Source organism: Streptomyces sp. NPDC012835 (assembly GCF_042900885.1).
GTDB lineage: Bacteria > Actinomycetota > Actinomycetes > Streptomycetales > Streptomycetaceae > Streptomyces.
The window spans coordinates 405183-425493 of record NZ_JBIBBW010000003.1; the positions used below are offsets into that span (position 1 = coordinate 405183).

At 71.9% G+C, this 20311-nt stretch carries 17 protein-coding genes and 1 riboswitch; of the genes, 5 read left to right on the forward strand and 12 right to left on the reverse strand.

The annotated features are described in order from the left end of the window. Positions 1-27 precede the first annotated feature (27 nt). The 5 genes from ACFY6S_RS15065 to ACFY6S_RS15085 form a co-directional block, all read right to left on the reverse strand. Positions 28-786 carry a transglycosylase family protein gene (locus tag ACFY6S_RS15065; RefSeq protein WP_388817963.1) on the reverse strand — a complete coding sequence of 253 codons (759 nt, stop codon included), beginning with the start codon at positions 784-786 and terminating at the stop codon, positions 28-30. A 6-nt stretch (positions 787-792) separates the two neighbouring features. After that, positions 793-966, reverse strand: a riboswitch (cyclic di-AMP (ydaO/yuaA leader). A gap of 350 nt (positions 967-1316) precedes the next feature. Continuing rightward, positions 1317-2096 carry a transglycosylase family protein gene (locus tag ACFY6S_RS15070; RefSeq protein WP_388816141.1) on the reverse strand — a complete coding sequence of 260 codons (780 nt, stop codon included), beginning with the start codon at positions 2094-2096 and terminating at the stop codon, positions 1317-1319. 239 nt (positions 2097-2335) lie between these two features. Continuing rightward, positions 2336-3601 carry a cytochrome P450 gene (locus ACFY6S_RS15075; RefSeq protein ID WP_388816144.1) on the reverse strand — a complete coding sequence of 422 codons (1266 nt, stop codon included), beginning with the start codon at positions 3599-3601 and terminating at the stop codon, positions 2336-2338. 82 nt (positions 3602-3683) lie between these two features. Further along, complete coding sequence (locus tag ACFY6S_RS15080) at positions 3684-4682, reverse strand: nucleoside triphosphate pyrophosphohydrolase (RefSeq protein ID WP_388816146.1); 999 nt, start codon at positions 4680-4682, stop codon at positions 3684-3686. 161 nt (positions 4683-4843) lie between these two features. Continuing rightward, complete coding sequence (locus ACFY6S_RS15085) at positions 4844-5500, reverse strand: SurA N-terminal domain-containing protein (protein ID WP_388816149.1); 657 nt, start codon at positions 5498-5500, stop codon at positions 4844-4846. Between the two features lie 258 nt (positions 5501-5758). Here ACFY6S_RS15085 and ACFY6S_RS15090 point away from each other — a divergent pair, with 258 nt between their 5' ends. Next, positions 5759-6937 (forward strand): acyltransferase family protein, encoded by a 1179-nt coding sequence (locus ACFY6S_RS15090; protein ID WP_388816152.1) that lies wholly within the window; start codon positions 5759-5761, stop codon positions 6935-6937. Here ACFY6S_RS15090 and ACFY6S_RS15095 read toward each other — a convergent pair. The 4 genes from ACFY6S_RS15095 to ACFY6S_RS15110 form a co-directional block, all read right to left on the reverse strand. After that, the gene (locus tag ACFY6S_RS15095) at positions 6908-7351 is read right to left on the reverse strand and encodes a GtrA family protein (protein WP_388816155.1); all 444 of its coding nucleotides are present in this window, start codon (positions 7349-7351) and stop codon (positions 6908-6910) included. The two genes, ACFY6S_RS15090 and ACFY6S_RS15095, sit on opposite strands and share 30 nt — an antisense overlap. A gap of 220 nt (positions 7352-7571) precedes the next feature. Further along, the gene (locus ACFY6S_RS15100) at positions 7572-9116 is read right to left on the reverse strand and encodes a protein kinase (protein WP_388816158.1); all 1545 of its coding nucleotides are present in this window, start codon (positions 9114-9116) and stop codon (positions 7572-7574) included. Next, entirely contained in the window at positions 9113-9775 is a 663-nt protein-coding gene (locus ACFY6S_RS15105; RefSeq protein WP_388816160.1) for a hypothetical protein, read from the reverse strand. The genes ACFY6S_RS15100 and ACFY6S_RS15105 overlap by 4 nt, the downstream gene beginning before the upstream one ends. Before the next feature lie 171 nt (positions 9776-9946). Next, positions 9947-12097, reverse strand: a complete 2151-nt coding sequence (locus ACFY6S_RS15110) for an N-6 DNA methylase (protein WP_388816163.1) — start codon at positions 12095-12097, stop codon at positions 9947-9949. Between the two features lie 286 nt (positions 12098-12383). Between ACFY6S_RS15110 and ACFY6S_RS15115 the strand changes: the two genes are divergently transcribed. After that, positions 12384-13229: a DUF4190 domain-containing protein gene (locus ACFY6S_RS15115; protein ID WP_388816166.1), complete on the forward strand. Its 846-nt coding sequence runs from the start codon at positions 12384-12386 to the stop codon at positions 13227-13229. A gap of 139 nt (positions 13230-13368) precedes the next feature. On the opposite strand, the gene ACFY6S_RS15120 is transcribed toward ACFY6S_RS15115, so the two are convergent. Both ACFY6S_RS15120 and mfd read right to left on the reverse strand, forming a co-directional pair. After that, positions 13369-14190 carry an HNH endonuclease family protein gene (locus tag ACFY6S_RS15120; RefSeq protein ID WP_388816169.1) on the reverse strand — a complete coding sequence of 274 codons (822 nt, stop codon included), beginning with the start codon at positions 14188-14190 and terminating at the stop codon, positions 13369-13371. A 521-nt stretch (positions 14191-14711) separates the two neighbouring features. Beyond that, positions 14712-18260: a transcription-repair coupling factor gene (mfd, locus tag ACFY6S_RS15125; RefSeq protein ID WP_388816172.1), complete on the reverse strand. Its 3549-nt coding sequence runs from the start codon at positions 18258-18260 to the stop codon at positions 14712-14714. Positions 18261-18441: 181 nt separating this feature from the next. Here mfd and ACFY6S_RS15130 point away from each other — a divergent pair, with 181 nt between their 5' ends. Both ACFY6S_RS15130 and ACFY6S_RS15135 read left to right on the forward strand, forming a co-directional pair. Next, entirely contained in the window at positions 18442-18888 is a 447-nt protein-coding gene (locus tag ACFY6S_RS15130; RefSeq protein WP_388816175.1) for a nitroreductase family deazaflavin-dependent oxidoreductase, read from the forward strand. A gap of 346 nt (positions 18889-19234) precedes the next feature. Continuing rightward, positions 19235-19453, forward strand: a complete 219-nt coding sequence (locus tag ACFY6S_RS15135; RefSeq protein ID WP_388816178.1) for a DUF397 domain-containing protein — start codon at positions 19235-19237, stop codon at positions 19451-19453. 31 nt (positions 19454-19484) lie between these two features. On the opposite strand, the gene ACFY6S_RS15140 is transcribed toward ACFY6S_RS15135, so the two are convergent. Continuing rightward, the gene (locus ACFY6S_RS15140) at positions 19485-19952 is read right to left on the reverse strand and encodes a GNAT family N-acetyltransferase (RefSeq protein ID WP_388816181.1); all 468 of its coding nucleotides are present in this window, start codon (positions 19950-19952) and stop codon (positions 19485-19487) included. A 228-nt stretch (positions 19953-20180) separates the two neighbouring features. On the opposite strand from ACFY6S_RS15140, the gene ACFY6S_RS15145 reads away from it, so the two are divergent. Then, complete coding sequence (locus tag ACFY6S_RS15145) at positions 20181-20306, forward strand: hypothetical protein (protein ID WP_388816185.1); 126 nt, start codon at positions 20181-20183, stop codon at positions 20304-20306. The last annotated feature ends 5 nt before the right edge of the window (positions 20307-20311 follow it).

A 20311-nucleotide genomic window follows, 5' to 3' on the forward strand; every position in this document is an offset into this window, starting at 1 on the left:
CGCGCGGGGCGGCCCGGGAGGGGAGCGTCAGCTCAGGTGGAGCTGCTGGCCCGGGTAGATCACGTCGGCGTTCTCGACGATGTCCTTGTTGAGGTCGAAGACCTTCTTCCAGCCGCCCTCGACCTTCTGGGCGGTGGCGATCCTGGAGAGGGTGTCGCCGGACTTGACCTTGTACTCGCCGTCGCCCTTCTTGATCGTGGCGGGACGGCTCTGGCCGCGCGAGGCGGGCTGCGCCTCGGCGCGGCTCGACTTCGGCTGGGCCTGCTGCTGAGGAGCGGACTGCTGCTCGGGGGCGGACTGCTGCTTCGGGGCGGACTGGGTACCGGAGCCGGAGCCGGAGCCGGTGGAGCCGGAGCCGGTGGAGCCGGAGCCGGTGGAGCCGGAGCCGGTGTCAGCGGAGCCACCGCTGTACGAGGCGCCGGAGAGGTTCACGCCACAGCTCGGCCAGGCACCCTTGCCCTGGCCGGCCAGGACCTTCTCGGCGACGGCTATCTGCTGGGACTTGGACGCCTGGTCGGCGCGGGGGGCGTAGGCGGTGCCGCCGTACGCGGCCCAGGTGGAGCTGGTGAACTGCAGGCCGCCGTAGAAGCTGTTGCCGGTGTTGATGGCCCAGTTGCCGCCGGACTCGCACTGGGCGACCTGGTCCCACTCGGAGGCGGTCGCGGCGGACGCGGAGGTGGCGCCGATCAGCGGGGCGGCGACGGCGGCACCGGTGATGCCGGCGAGTGTGGCGTAGCGGACCGCCTTGGACGGACGACGGTGCTTGGCCTTGCTGGAAAACAGCAGCATGGAGCATCTCCTCACCGACGCCTGCGAGGTCAGCTGTCGGGTTCGGGCCAAGTGAGTTGCCCGGCCGCGTGCTCTCGCACGCGGCTTCACCCCAAGCCGTCCCCTGACCGTCTCTCGACGGCCGGGACCGGCGCGAACCTTTGGGTCCCCCGCTCCTGCCTTCGGCGCTTGACGCGACGACTACTCCCCCCGACCGACGGCAGGATTCGGCGTTTCCGGTCGACGAGGCCCGCGGTGCGAGCGGTTCAGACCGTAATCACAGGCCCACCGGTTGTTCAAAGAAGGACATCCGGGAGGAATCACCCTTCCACCCTCGGGGGGCCACCGTGTTTCCGCAGGTGGGAGCGGATCGGGTCAACCGGCGGAGCAAAAGACCCCAGTTGCGGCGAAGAGACCCTTGTCTCATTTGCGCAGAAGTGGACATAAGGCTGCGAACTGCCCCTCGATCGGGGCCGTTTTGGGTTCGTGGCCGCGCCTCTGGCCAGCACGGACCGGGGCGCCGATGACGTCAACGGCGCCCCGTCCGGTCAGACCCAGCCGCCGGCGACCTTCTGGGAGCCGATCACGACGGAGAGGGACTCGCCGCCCACGGTGACGGATTCCCCCTGACCGGTTTCCTCACCACCCGTCACACCGGCGAGGCCGGCGCCGGTACGGGTCGATCCGCCACCGCGCGAGGCGCGGTCGTTCGGCTCGCGCTCCTTGACCGAATGGCCCGATGTGCCGTCTTCGTCGGCGGCGGCGCCCCGGTGCTTGCCCTTGGCGGGCGCGGTGGTGCCGGAGTCTGAGGGGCTCTCGGAACCGGTGGCTCCGGGCGTCGGGGCGGAGGAGGAGGACCCCGAGGGCGTGGGCTCGCCGGTCGCCTTGTCCTCACCGCCGCCGTCCGGGGCGGTCGAGCCGCCGGGGGAGGCGGCGGAACCGTCCGCGCCGTCCGCGCCCTTGTCGTCCTGTCCCGAGCCGGTCACCCCGTCGAGCACACCGCCGACGACATCGGTGACGCCCTTGGTGAGGCCGGAGACCGTCGCACAGCTCGCCCACGCCTCGGTGCCCTGCGCTTCGAGCACCTTCTCGGCCACCGCTATCTGCTGGGAGCGGCTCGCCAGGTCGGGGCTGGCCGCGTACTCCGCGCCGCCGAAGCTGTCCCATGTCTCCTGGGTCAGCTGAAGCCCGCCGAGGTAGCCGTTGCCGAGATCGGCGCTCCAGTGGCCACCGCTCTCGCACTCGGCGACGCGGTCCCATGTGGAGGCGTCCGCCGCGCTGGCGCCGCTGGCGGCGAACAGCGGAATGGCGATCGCCGACCCGGTCACCCCCGCGGCGACGAGAAGGGCAGGGGCCTGGCGAGGCCGACGATGTTTCCCGGAGCGCATGCGATTGCCTTCCGTCCGACTGTCAGTTCGACCCGGCATGGAACCGCTGAGTCGTCGTGAACGTAGCGGTACTCGAACGCTTGTCACAAGTCGATGCAGCGGAGATCACGCGCACATCACATTCTTGATGACCCGTCAGTTATGCGCGCGGAATTGCCTCTTTCCCGGCCGCCGCGCTATCAGTCGGACAATGGCGTGAACTGCACCGGAAGTGTGCGCAATCCACGCATGATGAGCCCGCCGCGCCATCGCAAATCGGCAGGATCTTCCGCAAGCCGCACATCGGGAAGGCGGGTCAGAAGGGTCGCGAGCGCGGTCTGCCCCTCCACTCTCGCCAGCGGCGCCCCGAGGCAGTAGTGGATGCCGTGCCCGTACCCGAGGTGCTGATTGTCACGCCGGGCGAGATCCAGCACATCGGGATCGGCGAAGCGCTCCGGGTCCCGGTCGGCGGCGGCGAGCACCACCAGCACGGGGTCGCCTGCCTCGATCCGCTGACCGCCCAGGGTGAGCGGTTCGGTGGCGTAGCGCCAGGTCGCCAGCTCCACGGGGCCGTCGTACCGCAGCAGCTCCTCGACCCCGGTGGCCAGCAGCCCGGTCTCCCCCGCCGCCAGCGACTCCTGGAGGCGGGCGCGCTGCCCGGGATTCCGCATAAGCGTGTACATGCCATTGCCGATAAGATTGACCGTCGTCTCAAAACCGGCAAACAGGATGATGAAAGCCATCGCGGCGGCCTCGTTCTCCGTGAGGTGTTCGCCGTGGTCGCTCGCCCGGATCAGATCGGAAATCAGATCGTCGCCGGGATTCGCCCTTTTACGGTGGATCAGCTCGGCCAGATAACCGCGCATCCGCTTTACGGAACGCGCCACCCCGCCGCGCGGTCCACCGCCGTGGCGAATCATCATGCCGGCCCAGTCGCGAAAGTCGTCCTGGTCCTCCGACGGGACCCCGAGGAGATCGCAGATCGCGTAGATGGGGAGCGGAAAGGCGAAATCATGGATCAGGTCCGCCTCGCCCCGCGCGGCGAACCCGTCGATCAGTCGGTCCGTCAGTTCCTGTACGCGCGGGGCGAATACGGCGACCCGGCGGGGTGTGAACGCCTTCGACACCAGCCGGCGCAGCCGGGTGTGGTCGGGCGGGTCGATGTTCAGCAGATGCGTCATCAGCTCCGCCTTGCGCTCGCCCGGGATTCCCGTCTTCCCCTTGGCGTGGGCGGGCCCCGCGTGGTGCGCGGAGTTCTTGGAGAGCCGCGCGTCGGCGAGCGCCTGCCGGGCGTCCCCGTACCGCGTCACGAGCCATGCCTCGACCCCGCTGGGCAGCTCGGTCCTGCGCACCGGCGCGTGCTCGCGCAGCCAGGCGTACGCAGGGTAGGGATCGGTGGCGAACTCCCAGCTGAAGAGGGCGGGAGCGGGCTGGTCATCGGGCTGGTCCCCGGGCACGTCAAGCACCCTCAGACCGTAGACCCTCGGGCCGCGGGCCCTCCGCCCGCGCCCTCCCGCGCCCTCCCGGACCCGCCCGCGCCCCCGTCCCCTATTCCTGTTCCTTATTCCTCGCGGCGCGCTCCGCCGCGAGGATCGCGTCCCGGTACGTACGCGCGGCGGCGCGCAGCGCGGTCTCCGGATCGGCCCCCGCCGCCTCGGCGCGTACGGCCAGCGCGAGCAGTTCGTAGCCGATCCCCTCGCCCGCGGGCGGCGCGACGTCCAGCCCGGCCGTACGGACCCGGCTCGCGAGCTTGGCGGCGAGCGCCAGCCCCGGCTGCCCGAGCGGAACGCCGTCGGTGACCGAGTCGCGCCGCTTCTCGTCCGCCTTCTTACGGAGCCAGTGCGCCTTGACGTCCTCGGGGGTCTCGGCCGGCTCGTCCCCGAAGACATGGGGGTGGCGGTGGATCAGCTTCTCCACGATGGTGCCCGCGACATCGTCGACGGAGAACGGTTCGTCCGCGTCCTCCTCGGCGATCCTGGCGTGGAAGACGACCTGGAGGAGCACGTCGCCCAGCTCCTCGCGGAGTTCGGCGCGCTCCCCGTCCTCGATCGCCTCGACCAGCTCGTACGCCTCCTCGATGGCGTACTTGGCGAGCCCCCGGTGCGTCTGGACCGACGACCACGGGCACTGGGCCCTGATCCGGTCCATGACCTGGACGAGGTCGAGCAGCCTGGCCCCCGGCAGATCGTAGGAGCCGGGGAGCAGCTCCAGATCGGGCATCCTGACCCGGCCCGACCCGGCCAGCCTGGCCAGTCCGTCGGTGAGCCGCGCGTCGGTGCCCTCGCCCTCGGCGGCGGGCAGGACCACGACCGTACGGCCGCCGGCGCAGGCGTCGACCAGTTCCCCGGCGCCGGGTGCGGCGTGTTCGACGGCGATGCCGGCCTCGCGCAGATACGGCAGCTGCGGATGGCGGGCGTCGGCGCACAGCACCCGGTCCGCCTCGTGCAGCGTCTGCCAGGCGGGCCAGGACAGCAGTCCGGGCGCGACCCGGTGGCTGGCGGTCAGCAGGACGATACGGCCGGGGTCCCCGGGAGCTTCATCAGTCACCTCTCGAACCTACCGCCGGCGGGAAGCCCCTGGTCGCCGGGGCCACCGGGACCGCCGGCACCCGGTCCGGGGGCCGGCGGTCCGGGGGTCGGCGGTTCGGGGGTCGGCGGTCCCGGTGGCCCCGGCGGTCCGGGGCCCGGCACCGGGGCCGCGCGCCCGCCTCACGCGCCCGCCGGCTGCTCCTCCGTCGCCTCACGGGTGACCTGGGTGATCCAGGAGTGCTTGGCCTCCGTCAGCCTGACCTCCTTCTCGTCCCAGCTGCCGTAGCGCGGATTGACGTCGACCCCGAGCTTCTTCGACGTCGCGGCCAGCTCGTCGAGCGCGGTCTGCACACCCTGCGGCGTGGACGTGTCCGCGCCGAGGGCCCGCGCCAGCTTGTCGAACAGCACCTCGCGGCGGATCGCCGCGTCGATCTGGTCCGAGGTGAGCGCGCGCTGCTGGAGCTGGGTCTCGGCGAACTGCCGCTCCCCGCCGGAGCCGGCGACGGCCTGCTCCCGGACGGACTGGACCTCCTTGCGGCTGACCTTCACCCCGGCGTCGTCGGCGGACCGCTGGAGGATCCGGTCGAAGATCATGTTGTTCAGTTTGGCCTGGCCGAGCTGTCCGGTGTTCTTGATGAGCTGGTCGGCGTAGGGCGCGGACCGCTGCGCCGACCGTACGTCCTGTACCTCGGCCTGGAGCGCGGACATCTCGATCCGCTGTCCGCCCACGACCGCCGCCGCTCCGGGGTGGGAGTCGTTGCCGCAGGCGGTGAGCAGCGGGGCCGCGGCGAGAAGCGCGACGGAGAAGGAGATCGCGGTGCGACGACGGCGGTGCAAAGGGGGCCTCCCGGCGTGATTGTGCGGCGATGCACAAGACCTTGCGGTGATCGATGTTAGGCAGTCGGCGTGGCCTGGGCCACTGGTTCGACAACGATTCACCGGGAGATTGGGGTGCGCGGCGGCCGGCGGCCCCCGCCCGGAGCAGGACCGGACGGCCCGGAGCCGGGGCGTTCACCCGCAAGTCACCTGCCCGGAAGCCCTGTTCACCCGGCGGACGGCGCCCCGTTCACCGAGCGCCGCCTAGGGTCCTTCCGCATGACGCACGCGACACTGGCCCGGGTCCAGGACCCCGACCCGGGCCCCGGCCCCGGCTCCGGCGACCGCCGGGACCCGGCGGCGCTCCCGGCCGCCGCCGCCCCGAAGTCCGACCGGATGCGCGCCCTGGACGGGCTGCGCATCCTGGCGGCGCTCATGGTCTGCCTCTACCACTACGCGGGCAGGGGCGGGCAGATCACCGAGGTCTGGGGGCAGTCGCCCAAGGAGCTGTTCCCCGGCCTGTCGGCCCTGGCCGTGTACGGCTGCCTGGGCGTGCAGGTCTTCTTCGTCATCAGCGGCTTCGTCATCTGCATGAGCAGCTGGGGGCGTTCCCTCGGCGACTTCTTCCGCTCGCGCGTCTCGCGGCTCTATCCCGCGTACTGGGCGGCCATCGTCCTCGTCACCGCCGCGTGTGTGGTGCTCCCCTCGGTCAGCGAGCCGCTGCGGCTCCACGAGATCCTGGTGAACCTGACGATGCTCCAGCAGCCGGTGGGCGTGGACCGGGTGCTGGGGGTGTGCTGGACGCTGTGGGTCGAGGCGCGTTTCTATCTGCTCTTCGCGCTGTTCGTGGTGTGGAAAGGCGTCACCTACCGCCGGGTGGTGATCTTCTGCGTTCTGTGGACGGTGGCGACGGCGCTGTCCGCCGTGACCGACGCGCCGCTCGTGGACGAGATCGTGATGCGGGAGTACGCGCCGTTCTTCATCGGCGGGCTGGCGCTCCATCTGATCCACCGGTACGGGAGCGATCTGCTGCTCTGGGGCATCGTCGCGACCAGTTGGCTGCTCGGCCAGCACTTCGCGACCGTCTCCCTGTGGAGCCCGGGGGCCACCCAGGTCTTCCAGCCGCGTTCGCCGTACGTGATCCTGCTGATCGTCACCTTCGCCTTCGCGTCGGTCGCGGCGGTGGCGCTGGGGTGGCTGCGCTGGGCGAACTGGCGCTGGCTGACCTTCGCCGGCGCGCTCACGTACCCCTTCTACCTGGTCCACGAACACCTCGGGTGGTTCGCGATCAGCGTTCTCCACCGGCACTTCGGCGTTCCGGCGGGCGTGACGCTCGGGGCGGCGATCGTGGGCATGCTCGTGCTCGCCTGGCTGATCCACCGGCTGGTGGAGAAGCCGATCGGGCCGCGCCTCAAGCGGACGATGACGCTACAGGCGGGTCGGATGCGGGCGGCGTAGCTCCTGGCCGGGGTCGGGACCCCGGCCCTCCTCGGTGGGGCCGTGCTCCGGGCGGAGCAGGATGAGGCGGGAGACCACGAAGGTGATGGGGACGGCCAGCGCCGCCGTGATCAGCGGCGAGTAGCGGCTGCTGTAGTGCGCCACGTCCACCAGCAGATAGACCCCGGCCGTGGTGATCACGAAGTTCGCGGCGTTGGTGAGCGGGAAGAGCAGGAACTTCCGCCAGGTCGGCCGGGTCCGGTAGGTGAAGCGGCTGTTGAGGAAGAAGGAGCCCGTCATGCTCACCCCGAACGCCATGACGTGCGAGACGACGTACGGCAGCCGGTGCAGGAGCAGCAGATAGCAGCCGTAGTACGTGCCGGTGTTGACCACCCCGACCAACGCGAATCTGACCAGCTGGGTCCGGACCGTCATCTGCGTACGCGCTCTCCCTCGACTCCGGCGCCACGGGGATGACGGCGGCCACGAGGAGTGTGGCACAGCGAGGGGTGTCCGTCTTGTCCGCACCGCCCCCCGGCCGTTGTCCGCCCGCCCCCGGTCCTGCCCGCACCGCGCCCCGGCCGTTGTCCGCCCGCCCCCGGTCCTGCCCGCACCGCGCCCCGGCCTTCGCCGCGCCCCCGGTCCGCTCCGCCCGTCAGCCCCCGAACTGCTGCTGCCGGTCGAGCGCGCGCCGGATCTCGCCCGGCAGCGGGTGGTAGGGGCCGTAGACCCGCTCGGTGTCCCAGAGCAGATTCCGCAACTGCTCCCGCGCGCCCGTGTGGTCGCCGGTCGAGAGCAGCAGCTGGCCGATGCGCCGGCGGATCTCGAAGGCGCGCCCGGGGTCACCACCCGGCGACGGCCGCGCCTGCCCGGTCTCGTCATACGTCTCGTAGTACGGGAGGAGCGCGCGGTACTCCGCCAGCGCGGCGGACGCCTCGCCGAGCTGTTCCAGGCAGAGCGCGGCGTCGTGGCGGAACCCCAGCGCCTGCGGGTCGGCCGGCCCCGCCTCCGCGCTCCGGTCCTCGGCGAGCCGGCGCAGCTCGGGGAGCGCGCGGCGGTACTGGCCGTCGTCCAGCAGGGTCGACGCGTACTGCTTGCGCAGGATGCGGACCACCGGGGAGTGCTCGCCGTGCTCGGCGGCGGCGGCCGGGAGGATCGAACCGAGGATGTCCACGGCGCGGGTGATGCTGCCCTCCCCGAGCAGCCGCTTCACCTCGTCGACGGCCGCCGCGACATCGGGCCGCCGCGCCGGGGCCGGGGCGGGCGGCGCGGCGGTGGCGCGGTCGGGCCAGGGGGCGTGCGGGCGGGTGAAGGGGCGGCTGGGATCGAGCGGCCCCGCCGGAGGGCCGCCCGGCAGGGGGCCGGGGCGCGGCAGCATCGGGCTGAGCTGCTCGTACACCTCCTGCGCCCCGGCCGGGCGGTGCCGGGGGTCCTTGGCGAGCAGCCGCAGTACGAGCGCTTCGAGCCGCTCGGGCGTCTCGGGTCTGATCCGGCGGACCGGCAGGGGCGGTTCGTGGAGATGGCGGTGCAGCACCCCGAGCGCGGTGGAACCCGCGAACGGGACGTTGCCGCTGAGCAGTTCGTGGAGGAGCACGCCGAGGGCGTAGAGATCGGTGTACGGGCCGACGGCGCCGCCCATCGCCTGTTCGGGGGCCATGTAGGCGGGGCTGCCGATGGGCGAGCCGGTGTGGGTGAGGCGGGTGGTGTCCCGGTCGATGACGGAGGCGACGCCGAGGTCGAGGACCGTGACCCTGCCGTCGGGTCCGACCATCACATTGCGCGGTTTGAGGTCGCGGTGGACGATCGGCACGGCGTGCACGGCGGCGAGGACGGCGCACAGCTGAGCGGCTATCGAGACGGCCCACGGCCAGGGGTACGGGTCGTGCTCGGCAAGATGGTCGGCGAGGTCGGCGCCCTCCACGTACTGCATGACGAGGTAGAGGTCCTCGCCGTCACTGCCCGCGTCGTGGACGGTGACCAGCCCGGGGTGGTCGACCTGTGCGGTGACGCGGCACTCACGGACGAACCGGCGGCGCATCTCGTCGGCGCCGGTGGCGGCGGCCATCCGGTCGGGGCGCAGCAGCTTGACGGCGACCCGCCGGTCCAGGCGCTGGTCGTACGCCGTCCAGACCTGGCCCATGCCGCCTTGGCCGATGACGGTGGACAGCTCGTAACGGCCGCCGACGACACGTCCGTTCACCGGCCTTCCCGCTGGTTTCTCAGGATGTCGCTGAGGTCGTCGAGCTCGGCGCGGACCTGCTGGATGCGGGGCTGTTCGGCGCGCGGGCGGGGCTGGGGCGCCGGGGGCCGGACGGCGGGAGGCAGGACAGGGGGCGGGGGCTGGACGGCAGGGGGCTGAACGGCAGGGGACTGGACGGCAGGGGGCTGGGGGTACTGCGGCCGCGTCGGACCGACATGGCCGAACGGCGCGTGCGGCGGCGTGGGCGCGTAATACCCGCCCAGCGGCCCGCCGGGCGGCATCGGCACGCTCGGTGTGTTCGGCCCGCTCGGCGCGCCGAAATGATTGATCTCGGCGTACAGGTAGTAGCTGAGCACGGCGACGGCCGTCAGCAGCGACATGATCAGGCTGACGTTCGTGGCGACGGTGGGAGGGGCGTCGGGCTCCGGCGTGGGCTGCGACGTGAGCAGGGCGAAGCTCACGGCGAAGATCGCCAGCGTCCCCCCGAACAGCTTCCAGTGCAGCGGCCTGCGCGTGACCAGCGCGAGCCGCAGCATGGTGGCCCAGGCGAGGAAGCCGCAGCTGAGCAGGGGGAGCGCCGTGAAGATCACGCGCAGCGGGATCACCCACCCGCGGTCGCGCGGCGGGGGCGGCGGCGGCGGATAGCCGTAGCCGTGCATTGCTGCTCCTGAAGGGCCCGGGGACGAGGCTGAGGACAGTGCTGGAACGGGTGCGGTGAACGGGTGCGGTGAACGGGTTTCGCAGGGTTGAGCGTATACATCGACTACGACAACCCGCCCCTGGTTGTGCGGAACCGGTGTTCGATGGATCACCAGGGCGTCACACCGCTCTCACCCGGGCGGGACGCTGCCGTCCGTCAGGCCGTCGTACAGCCCCTGCACCAGCTGCTCGCCGAGCCGGCCCGCCAGCCGCAGCGCGTCCTCGAACACGGCCAGCGCGCGGAAGTGCTCCCCGTACCGCCGCTGGTCGGCGAGGGGCAGCCGGGGCAGCTGGAGCCGGCGCACGTCGAGCCGGGTCGCGGTGGAGGCGTAGCTGCTGGCCCGCCGGTTGTTGGCGGTGCCGCGCAGGAAGCCGGCCAGGAACCACGGGTCGAGGGCGGACGGGTCGGGCCGCAGCAGTTGGAGGTGGCGGCCGAGGGCCGCGCCGGCCGTGGTGGCGTCCGCTACCAGGACGGTCCTGCCGCCGCCGAGCACGGGGACGAGGACATCGCCCTCCTCGATCCGTACGGGCTCCTCCGCCTCGGTGCCGTGGGGGGCCTCCGGGAGCGTGCCCGAGGGGGCGCGGCCCGCCATGACGTCGTGTTCGGTGAGCACGGGTACGGGGGCGGTCGTCGCGAGGAGGCCGGCGGCGGTGCCGGCCGGGACCGTGCCCGTACCTCCGGTGCGCAGTACCAGCGCTCCGGCGCGGGCGAGTTCGCCGACCGAGGTGGCGAGTCCGCGGGCGGGGCCGGCCGGCTCCCCGGTCCGCGCCGGGGCCGGGGCGGGGGTGACGAGCGGGGTGAGTTCGCGGGTCCTGCGCAGTGTGTCGGCCAACCGCTCGCGCACACCCGCCAGTTCGGCCATGCCACCGCCCGCGGCCGGCGGCGGAAGATGGCGGGCGGGGGTCAGGTCCACGTCGTCGTCGAGGAGTTCGAGGACGGGCACGGTGCGACTGACCCCCGGCCGTTCCTCGGTCGTCCCCTGCTGGTCGAAGGGCTCCCAGGCGTCGAGGACCGCCGTGTGCACGGCCGTCCAGTCCAGCTTGTCGCGGCCGCCGCCGTCACCGGGCGAGAGACCGGCGGTGTCCACGAACAGCAGCTCGGGTGCGGTCCGCGCCTCACCGTCCGGCCTGCGCAGGACCCACAGGTGCAGCGGGATGCCGTACGGCGGCGCCGCTCCGGCGGGCAGCGCGACGACGGCGCGCAGGGCGCCCCTGCGCAGCAGATCGGCGCGGACACGGCGGCCCGAGCGGCGGGAAGCGGCGGCGGGCGGCATCAGGAGGACGGCGCTGCCGCCCGGGCGCAGCCGGGCCAGGGCGTGCTGGACCCAGGCCAGCTCGGACTCCGTCCTGGCCGGGAAGCCGTACTCCCAGCGCGGGTCGTAGGCGAGTTCGTCGTGCCCCCAGTTGCGCTCGTTGAACGGCGGGTGGCAGACCACCGCGTCGACGGCCAGCCGCGGGAAGGCGTCGGCCCGCAGTGAGTCGCCGACGCGTGCCCTGACCTCGGCGTCCGTGTGGAGGGCGAGACGCAGCCCGGTGAGCGCGGCCAGTTCGGGGGCGGATTCCTGGGCGTACACCACGGCCGGGTGCGGGACGGCGCGCAGAAGGGTGCCGGTCCCGCAGGCGGGGTCGAGGACGGTGGGGCCGGCGGCGGCGGACTCCTCCGTCGGCAGGGCGAGCGCCGTCATCAGTTCGGCGGCCTCGGGCGGGGTCGGCGTGTACTGGCGCGGGTTGACGTCGAGATAGCGGCCGAGGAGGAACTCGAACGCCTGGCGGGCGCCCACCTCGGCCGCCAGCTCGGCGGCGGAGCGCAGCAGGGGCAGGGAGGGAAGCAGTTCACGGGTGGTCGGGGTGTGAACGGCGCTTTCGGACCATTCGGAGCCGCCCGGCTCGGAGAACCCTGGCGTGAGGACGTCCTCCAGGGCGGCGGGGAGCAGTTGCGCGAGGCGCGTGTCGGAGGCGGCGGCCAGCTCCAGCCACTCCCTCGGTCGCTCCTGGGCGAGCAGCAGTACGCAGCCGGTACGGATCAGGGCGTCGGCGGCGCCGGACGGATCACCGGCGAGGTCGCGCCAGACCCGTTCCCGCAGCGGCACTTCGGCCAGTTTCCCCTGGTCACGCAGCCACCGCTCGACCTCGCCGAGCGCGAAGGACGGGCTCGTCTCGGTGCCTCCGACAGGCTTGGGGAAGTCGGCGTGCCGACGCCGCCAGTTACTGACGGCGGCCCGCCCCACGCCCGCGAGCCGGGCGATTCCGGCAGCCGTCACCTCCGCCGCGTTCTCCGGCATCTGACTGTCTCCTCCGATGTCGGGGCTGCCCTGTGCCGCCGAGCATACCGGCGCAGAACAGATCGTGGACCGACCCGATCATCGTGAATCGTGTTGACTCGGTTCACAGCATCTGCTGTGATTGACGCATCGCACCACGGAGTGGCGTCAACGCCCGCTCACAGCCGTCTGTTTCGTCCTCCGCTCGCTCGCGTCCGGTCGCCTGCCTTCAGTCGCCTGCCTCCACTCACCTGCGTCCGCTCACTCGCTCCGGCCGCAGGTCCGCTCCCATCCGAAGGGCACACCCATGTCGTACGAGACCCAGCAGTCCCCGCTTCCCCCGGTCGGCCCGCCGCAGCAGCCGGCCCGCAACGGGCTCGGGGTCGCCGCGCTGATCCTCGGGATCATCGGCGCGCTCTCGGGCCTGATCCCGCTCTTCTTCTGGCTCGCCGGGATACTCGGCGTGATCGGGCTGATCCTGGGTCTGTCGGGACGGGGCCGGGCGAAGCGCGGTCAGGCCACCAACAAGGGGGTCGCCACCGCGGGGGCCGTGCTCGCGCTGATCGCCCTCGGGCTCTCCGTATGGGGCATGGTGGTCACGTTCCGGGCCGTGGACGACGTGGTCAAGGACATCGACAAGGCCACCTCCTCCCACTCCGCCACCAAGGAGCCGGGCCAGGGCTCGGGTGCGAAGGGCGACGCCGAGGGCGAAGCGGACACCAAGGACGGCGGCGCCGGGGACAACGGCGGCGGCACCGGGGACGGTCCGCTCGGGGCCGGCGAAACGGCCTCCTACGACGGCAAGGTGAAGGTCACCGTGTCCGCGCCCAAGCCCTACTCCCCCAGCGAGTACGCGGCGGGGCACACCGAGGGCAACAAGGCGTACCAGGTGACCGTCGTGATCGAGAACACCGGCAAGGAGAAGTTCGACGCCACCCTGACGACCGTTCAGGCACGGGCCGGCGCGGACGGTGTCGACGCCGAGGAGATCTTCGACGACAACACCGGCACGGGCTTCGCCGGCAACGTCCTGCCCGGCAAGAAGGCCACCGTGTCGTTCGCCTTCGACACGCCCGCCGACGCCGGGACGCTGACGGTCGAGGTGAGCCCCGGCTTCACCTACGACGCGTCGCAGTGGGACCTGACGACCTGAGCGCGCACAGGGAGGGACGGGGAGGGGAGGCCGCCACAGGGGAGCGGCCTCCCCTCCCGCGTCAGCCGCCGCGCGTCAGCGGTCCCGTACCGGCCGGCCGATACGGGACCGGCGGCGCCGCATCGGCCGCCCGCGCGCGTCAGCCTCCGCACTTCTCCAGCATGGTGCTCTTGTCCTCGTCGGTCACGGGGAGTTCGTACTTCAGCGCCACCTGCGCGAACCGCGCCGAGTACGCGCAGTGGATGTCCTCGTTGGGCGGAAGCCAGTCGGCCGGACCCGAGTCGCTCTTGGAACCGTTGGTCGAGCCGTCCACCGGGATGAGGTTCAGCGGATCGTTCGCGATCTGCTTGCGCTTGGAGGCGGGCCAGCGTGAGGCGCCCATCTGCCAGTCGTACGAGAGCGGCATGACATGGTCGATCTGCACCTTGGCCGCCGCCTCCTTGCGCCACTCGATCTCCTTGCCCGTGTACGGGTCGTTCAAGGTCATCGATATGACGATGCAGTCGGAGCCGGAACGGTACTTCAGGTCCTTCCCGTCCCTGGCGAGCAGGTCGTTACGGGTGTCGCAGCCGTTGCCCGCGAGGGGCACGCCCTCGGCCGTGTCCATCCAGGCGTAGCCGAACTTCTTCCGGTCGTACCCCGACTTGGACCCGGCACGGGCCGTGTCGAGCGTCTCTATCAACTGCCGCGCGGCCTTCTTGTCGCCCTCGGCCGTTATGGGCGCCAGCCCGCGCTTCGTCCCCTCCGGGTTGGCCAGCGGCAGCACCCCGTACACACTGGCGCTGCGACTGCCGCCGCTCCCGCCGCCACCGGTGCCGTCGTCACCGCTCGCACTGGCGGCGGCCGATGGACCCGCCTCCGGGTCGAGCTGTCCGTCACACCCCGTCAGCAGGACGGCGGAGAGGGCAAGAGCCCCGCCGGTGAGGAACGTTCGCCATGTTCGATCTTCAAGTCTGAGCACATCCGCACCCTATGTGTCCCACCGGACGGGCCGGTGCCGGACCGTTCGGATCCGGTGCGGATATCCCTGCCCACGCGAAGCGCCCGGCAGACCTCCACCGGCGCCTCGCCCCGGACTTCCCCCCGACTCACCCCCGATCGGCCCCCTGTCGGCCCCCGTTCGCCACGGACCTCGCCCCGGACCTAGCCCCGAACCTCACGCCGGGCTCCGCCTCCGGACGGCCCGTAGGGTTCGGCTGCTCCCCGCCCGTTCCCGTCCGTGTTCGAGAGGAAACCGGTCGTGCGACCTGTCGCCACCGCGACCGCCACCACCCGCGTGGCCCTGTCCATGGAGACGATCGCCCGCAGGACCGCGCACTTCGGAGCGCCGTTCCCGGGCGGTCATCGGCGTCGTCCGGGTACGGACGCGACAGCGCGTGACCGGCAGACCCCGCACCCGGACCCCGGACCCGCGCCCAGACCCCGCACCCAGACCCCGCACGCGGACGCCGTACACGGGCCCGCGTGCCGAAGGGCCGCCGCTCAGCCCAGGATCGTCGTCAGGAACTCGCCCGTCCACGCCAGCAACTCCCGCCCCACCACCGGCTTCCCGCCGATCTTCCCCGCCGTCGGGCGCGGGACCAGGATCTGGTGGGCGCCCGGCTTGATCACCGTACGGGGGTGCAGTCGCTTCAGGCGCAGCTCCTGCGACTCCCGCAACTCCACCGGTGCGAAACGGATGTTGGGGCCCTGGAGGACGATCTCGCCCACCCCGCACGCCCGCGCCAGCATCCGCAGCCCCGCGACCAGCAGCAGGTTCTCCACCGGCTCCGGGAGCTTGCCGTAGCGGTCGGTCAGCTCCTCCCGTACGGCCGTGATGTCGGCCTCCGTGTTCGCCGAGGCGATCGCGCGGTACGCCTGGAGGCGCAGCCGCTCACCCGGCGCGTAGTCGTGCGGGACGTGCGCGTCGACCGGCAGCTCGATCTTGACTTCGAGGGGGGCCTCCTCTACCTCTCCCCCGTCGACGGCGGCGCGGTAGTCAGCGACCGCCTCGCCCACCATCCGTACGTACAGGTCGAAGCCGACGCCCGCGATGTGCCCGGACTGCTCGCCGCCCAGCAGATTGCCGGCGCCGCGGATCTCCAGGTCCTTCATCGCGACGTACATCCCGGCGCCCATCTCGGTGTGCTGCGCGATGGTCGCGAGCCGCTCGTGCGCCGTCTCGGTCAGCGGCTTCTCCGGCGGGTACAGGAAGTACGAGTACCCCCGGTCGCGGCCGCGCCCCACCCGGCCGCGCAGCTGATGGAGCTGCGAGAGGCCGAAGTTGTCGCCGCGCTCCACGATGAGGGTGTTGGCGTTGGAGATGTCGATGCCGGACTCCACGATCGTCGTGGAGACCAGCACGTCGAACTTCTTCTCCCAGAAGTCGACCACGACCTTCTCCAGGGCGCCCTCCGACATCTGGCCGTGCGCCGTCGCGATCCGCGCCTCCGGCACGATCTCACGCAGCTTGGCGGCGGCCCGGTCGATCGACTCGACCCGGTTGTGGATGTAGAAGACCTGGCCCTCGCGCAGCAGTTCACGCCGGATCGCCGCGCCGATCTGCTTCTGCTCGTACGGTCCGACGAAGGTCAGCACCGGGTGGCGCTCCTCCGGCGGGGTGGTGATCGTGGACATCTCACGGATGCCGGTGACGGCCATCTCCAGCGTGCGGGGGATGGGCGTCGCGGACATCGTCAGCACATCGACGTTGGCACGGAGCTTCTTCAGCTGCTCCTTGTGCTCCACGCCGAAACGCTGCTCCTCGTCCACGATGACCAGGCCCAGGTCCTTGAACTTCGTCTCGGACGAGAACAGCCGGTGGGTGCCGATGACGATGTCGACCGCGCCGTCCTTCAGCCCCTGGAGCGTCGCCTTGGCCTCCGCGTCCGACTGGAAGCGGGAGAGCGCCTTCACCGAGACGGGGAACTGCGCGTACCGCTCGGAGAACGTGCCGAAGTGCTGCTGTACGAGCAGGGTCGTGGGGACGAGGACGGCGACCTGCTTGCCGTCCTGGACCGCCTTGAACGCGGCCCGTACCGCGATCTCCGTCTTGCCGTAGCCGACGTCGCCGCAGATCAGCCGGTCCATCGGGACCGTCTTCTCCATGTCCTCCTTGACCTCGGCGATGGTGGAGAGCTGGTCGGGCGTCTCCACGTACGGGAAGGCGTCCTCCAGCTCGCGCTGCCAGGGGGTGTCGGGCCCGAAGGCGTGGCCGGGGGCCGCCATCCGCGCGGAGTAGAGCTTGATCAGGTCGGCGGCGATCTCCTTGACGGCCTTCTTGGCGCGCGCCTTCGTCTTCGTCCAGTCCGCGCCGCCGAGGCGGTGCAGGGTCGGGGCCTCGCCGCCGACGTACTTGGTGACCTGCTCCAGCTGGTCGGTGGGGATGTACAGGCGGTCGCCGGGCTGGCCGCGCTTGGCGGGGGCGTACTCGACGAGCAGATACTCACGGGTGGCGCCCTGGACCGTGCGCTGCACCATCTCCACGTACCGGCCCACGCCGTGCTGCTCGTGGACGATGTAGTCGCCGGGCTCCAGGGTGAGCGGGTCGATGGTCTTGCGGCGCTTGGCGGGAAGCCGGGCGCCTTCCTTGCCCGCCGCCTTCTGGCCGGACAGATCGGTCTCGGTGAGGACCGCCAGCTTCAGCCCCGGATCGACGAAGCCGTAGTCGATCGAACCGCAGGCCACGTGCACCAGCGACGGCGTGATCTCCGCCAGCCCGCCCGCCGTGCGCGCCCCGGGGGTGTCGAGCCGGGCCGGCACGCCCTCGCCGCCGAGCACCTCGACCGTGCGGGCCGCCGTCCCGTGTCCCTCGGTGACGAAGACGGTGCGCCAGCCGTCGGCGAGCCAGCCCTTGGTGTCGGCCAGCGCGCGGGCGGTGTCGCCCCGGTACGACTCGGGGGCGTGCATACCGAGGGTGATGGACTCCGGGGAGATCTCCTCGTCGACGGCGAACGGCGACACCGACCACCACATCATCCCCAGCTCGCGCGCCCGCTCCCGGACGTCCGCGATGGACCACAGCGACGCCGCGCCGACATCGATCGGCGCCTCGCCGCCGCCCGCGCTGGCCGCCCAGGACGCCTGGAGGAACTCCTGGCTGGTCGCCACGAGGTCCGAGGCCCGGGTCCGCACCCGCTCGGGGTCGCAGACCAGCGCCATCGCGCCGGCCGGCAATACGTCGAGCAGCAGCTCCATGTCGTCCACCAGGACCGGAGCGAGGGATTCCATGCCCTCGACGGCGATCCCCTCGGCGATCTTGCCGAGCAGCTCGCCCAGCTCCGGATGGTCCTCCGCGAGGGCCGCCGCCCGCTCCCGCACCTCGGGCGTGAGCAGCAGCTCGCGGCAGGGCGGCGCCCACAGGCCGTGCTCGGCGACCTCCAGGGAGCGCTGGTCGGCGACCTTGAAGTAACGGATCTCCTCGATGTCGTCGCCCCAGAACTCCACCCGCAGGGGGTGCTCCTCGGTGGGCGGGAAGACGTCCAGGATGCCGCCCCGCACGGCGAACTCGCCGCGCTTCTCGACCAGCTCCACGCGGGCGTAGGCGGCGGCGGCGAGCGCCTCGGTGACCTCGTTCAGATCGGCGCTCGCGCCACTGCGCAAGGAGACGGGCTCCAGGTCGCCCAGCCCCTTGACCTGCGGCTGGAGCACGGACCTCACGGGCGAGACGACCACGCTGACCGGCCCGGCGCTCGGATCGTCCATGGCCGGGTGCGCGAGCCGGCGCAGCACGGCGATCCGGCGGCCCACGGTGTCGGAGCGGGGCGAGAGCCGCTCGTGCGGCAGCGTCTCCCACGACGGGTACTCGACCACGGTGTCGGGGTCCAGCAGCGAGCGCAGCGCCGCCGCCAGATCCTCGGCCTCCCGCCCGGTCGCCGTCACGGCCAGCACGGGCCGCCCGGCCTCGCGCGCCAGGGCGGCGATCGCGAAGGGGCGCGCGGCAGCGGGTCCGACCAGGTCGACATGGGTGCGGTGACCGTCGGTGGCGGCCTTCACCGCTTCGGCGAGCGCCGGGTCACGTACCACGGCGTCCAGCAGACCGTGCAGGCTCATGAAGGGGATTTCCGTCCGGGTCCGAGGGCATGGGTAACGGCCCGGCATGTCGTACGGCTCATACCGCCGGGGTTCTCCAGCGTACTTCCGCCCACCGACAGGCGCGGCCGGAGCGGGAATGACGGCAGCGCCCTGGATCATTGCAACGTACGGGTACCCCCGACGACAGGAGCAAGCAGTCATGCCACTCACAGGCGAGTACGAGCCCAGCACCTTCCCGATGGCCCGCGACCAGGTCGAGCTGTACGAGGGCTCCGGCGGCACGGAGGGGACGACGATGCGCGGGCTGCCCGTCATCATCCTCACCACGCTGGGCGCGAAGAGCGGAAAGATCCGTAAGAGCCCGCTGATGCGGGTGGAGCACGACGGCGCCTACGCGGCGATCGCCTCCCTGGGCGGCGCCCCCAAGCACCCGGTCTGGTACCACAACGTCAAGGCCGATCCGCGCGTCGAGCTGCGGGACGGCACGGAGCGCTGGGACATGATCGCGCGCGAGGTGACGGGCGACGAGAAGGCCGCGTGGTGGGCGCGCGCGGTCGAGGCGTTCCCGGATTACGCGGAGTACCAGGAGAAGACCGAGCGCGAGATCCCGGTGTTCGTACTGGAGAAGTCCCCGACGGCGCACTGACGCCAACTGCCCGCACCGCGCGCCCCGGACCGGAGGACGGCCCGGGGCGCGCCGCTGTCCGTACGGGTGCGTGACACGGGTGCGGCCGGGATACGTGTGTACGGGCCGACGCGCTGCCCGATGCCCAGCCGCAACCGGCCGTGTACCGAAACCACCGCGCACCGAGACCGGCCGTGCACCGAAACCAGCCGTGCGCCGAGACCGACTGCGCACCGAGACCGGCCGTGCGCCGAGACCGCTGCGCACCGAAACCGACCCTGCCCGTACGGGGCTTGTACCCTCGAGCCAGCAGCGTTCCGGCTCTCATCCGCCGGGTCGCGGAAGACGTCCGAGAAAGGGGACCCGCGTGTCCGCCCTCACCTGGCAGAAGTCCTCGTTCAGTGGCCGAGCGGCCCACTGCATCAACGTCGCCGCGGCCGAAGACGGCAGCATCAAGCTCGTCGAGAGCGACTCCCCCGACGTCATCGTCACCACGAGCCCCGAGAAGCTCAAAGCCTTCATCCTCGGCATCAAGGCGGGCGAGTTCGACCACTTCGCCGAGGAGCCCGGCAGCCCCGACGCCTGATCCCCGCGCCTCCCACTGTCGGCGGCGGACCTTACGGCCCGGGGAGGGGCAGCTCCCGGTGGAAGACGGCCATCGCCCGGCCGGGGCCGTCGTAGTCGTCGACGATCTCCGTGTCGAAGCCGAGGCTGCGGTGGAAGGCACGTGAGCCGGTGTTCCCGATCGATGTGATCGCCTTCAGCCGCCGCGCACCGTGCCGTTCCGCCGCTTCGGCGAACGCCGCGTAAAGACGCCGCCCGAGACCGGTGCCGCGGGCGTCGTCGCGGGTGGCGATCAGATGCACGTACCCGGTGCCGTCCGGGGTGACGAACCCGAAGACGTATCCACGCAGCCCGTCCTCGGCGCGCGCGACCAGACAGGTGGAACCGAACTCCCGCACCATGGCCAGCAGATGCAGCTGCCGGAGGTCGCGTTCGCCCCAGTAACGGGGGTGATCGGTCAGGACCTGGTGGAAGTCGGCCACCGTGGCCGGTGCGATCGGGATCTCCATGGTGACGATCATGGCACCGTCACCGGCTCAGGGCCGCCCGGCCCCGGCCCCGCATCCGGCGGTGCCCGGCCGGCTGATGAGGTCCGGCCTCGCCTGCCCACTTTTCTTACGGGGGTACCGGGAGCGCGGAGGTCGAGGTCCGGTCCTTCACCCGGGCGATATACGCCCTGCCAATCGCGCTGTTCACACGGAAGAATGCGCTGAGTAACCGAGTTGACCGGTGCGGCAGGGAGTTACGCGATGAGCGGCAGGCACGGGGACGGCAAGGGCGGGTCCGACGGTGACCGGAAGCAGTCCCCCAGGGAAGGGGACGGCCAGTGGAACAAGCCGGTCAGCAACCCGCCGAAGACGGACGAGGACAAGTGAGCCGC

Excerpts from the sequence above, each read along its gene's own strand:
- ACFY6S_RS15090 (WP_388816152.1), top strand. The coding sequence starts at position 5,759 with ATGACGCACGCGACACTGGCCCGGGTCCAGGACCCCGACCCGGGCCCC.
- ACFY6S_RS15095 (WP_388816155.1), bottom strand. The coding sequence starts at position 7,351 with ATGACGGTCCGGACCCAGCTGGTCAGATTCGCGTTGGTCGGGGTGGTC.
- ACFY6S_RS15105 (WP_388816160.1), bottom strand. The coding sequence starts at position 9,775 with ATGCACGGCTACGGCTATCCGCCGCCGCCGCCCCCGCCGCGCGACCGC.
- ACFY6S_RS15110 (WP_388816163.1), bottom strand. The coding sequence starts at position 12,097 with ATGCCGGAGAACGCGGCGGAGGTGACGGCTGCCGGAATCGCCCGGCTC.
- ACFY6S_RS15115 (WP_388816166.1), top strand. The coding sequence starts at position 12,384 with ATGTCGTACGAGACCCAGCAGTCCCCGCTTCCCCCGGTCGGCCCGCCG.
- mfd (WP_388816172.1), bottom strand. The coding sequence starts at position 18,260 with ATGAGCCTGCACGGTCTGCTGGACGCCGTGGTACGTGACCCGGCGCTC.
- ACFY6S_RS15130 (WP_388816175.1), top strand. The coding sequence starts at position 18,442 with ATGCCACTCACAGGCGAGTACGAGCCCAGCACCTTCCCGATGGCCCGC.
- ACFY6S_RS15140 (WP_388816181.1), bottom strand. The coding sequence starts at position 19,952 with ATGATCGTCACCATGGAGATCCCGATCGCACCGGCCACGGTGGCCGAC.
- ACFY6S_RS15145 (WP_388816185.1), top strand. The coding sequence starts at position 20,181 with ATGAGCGGCAGGCACGGGGACGGCAAGGGCGGGTCCGACGGTGACCGG.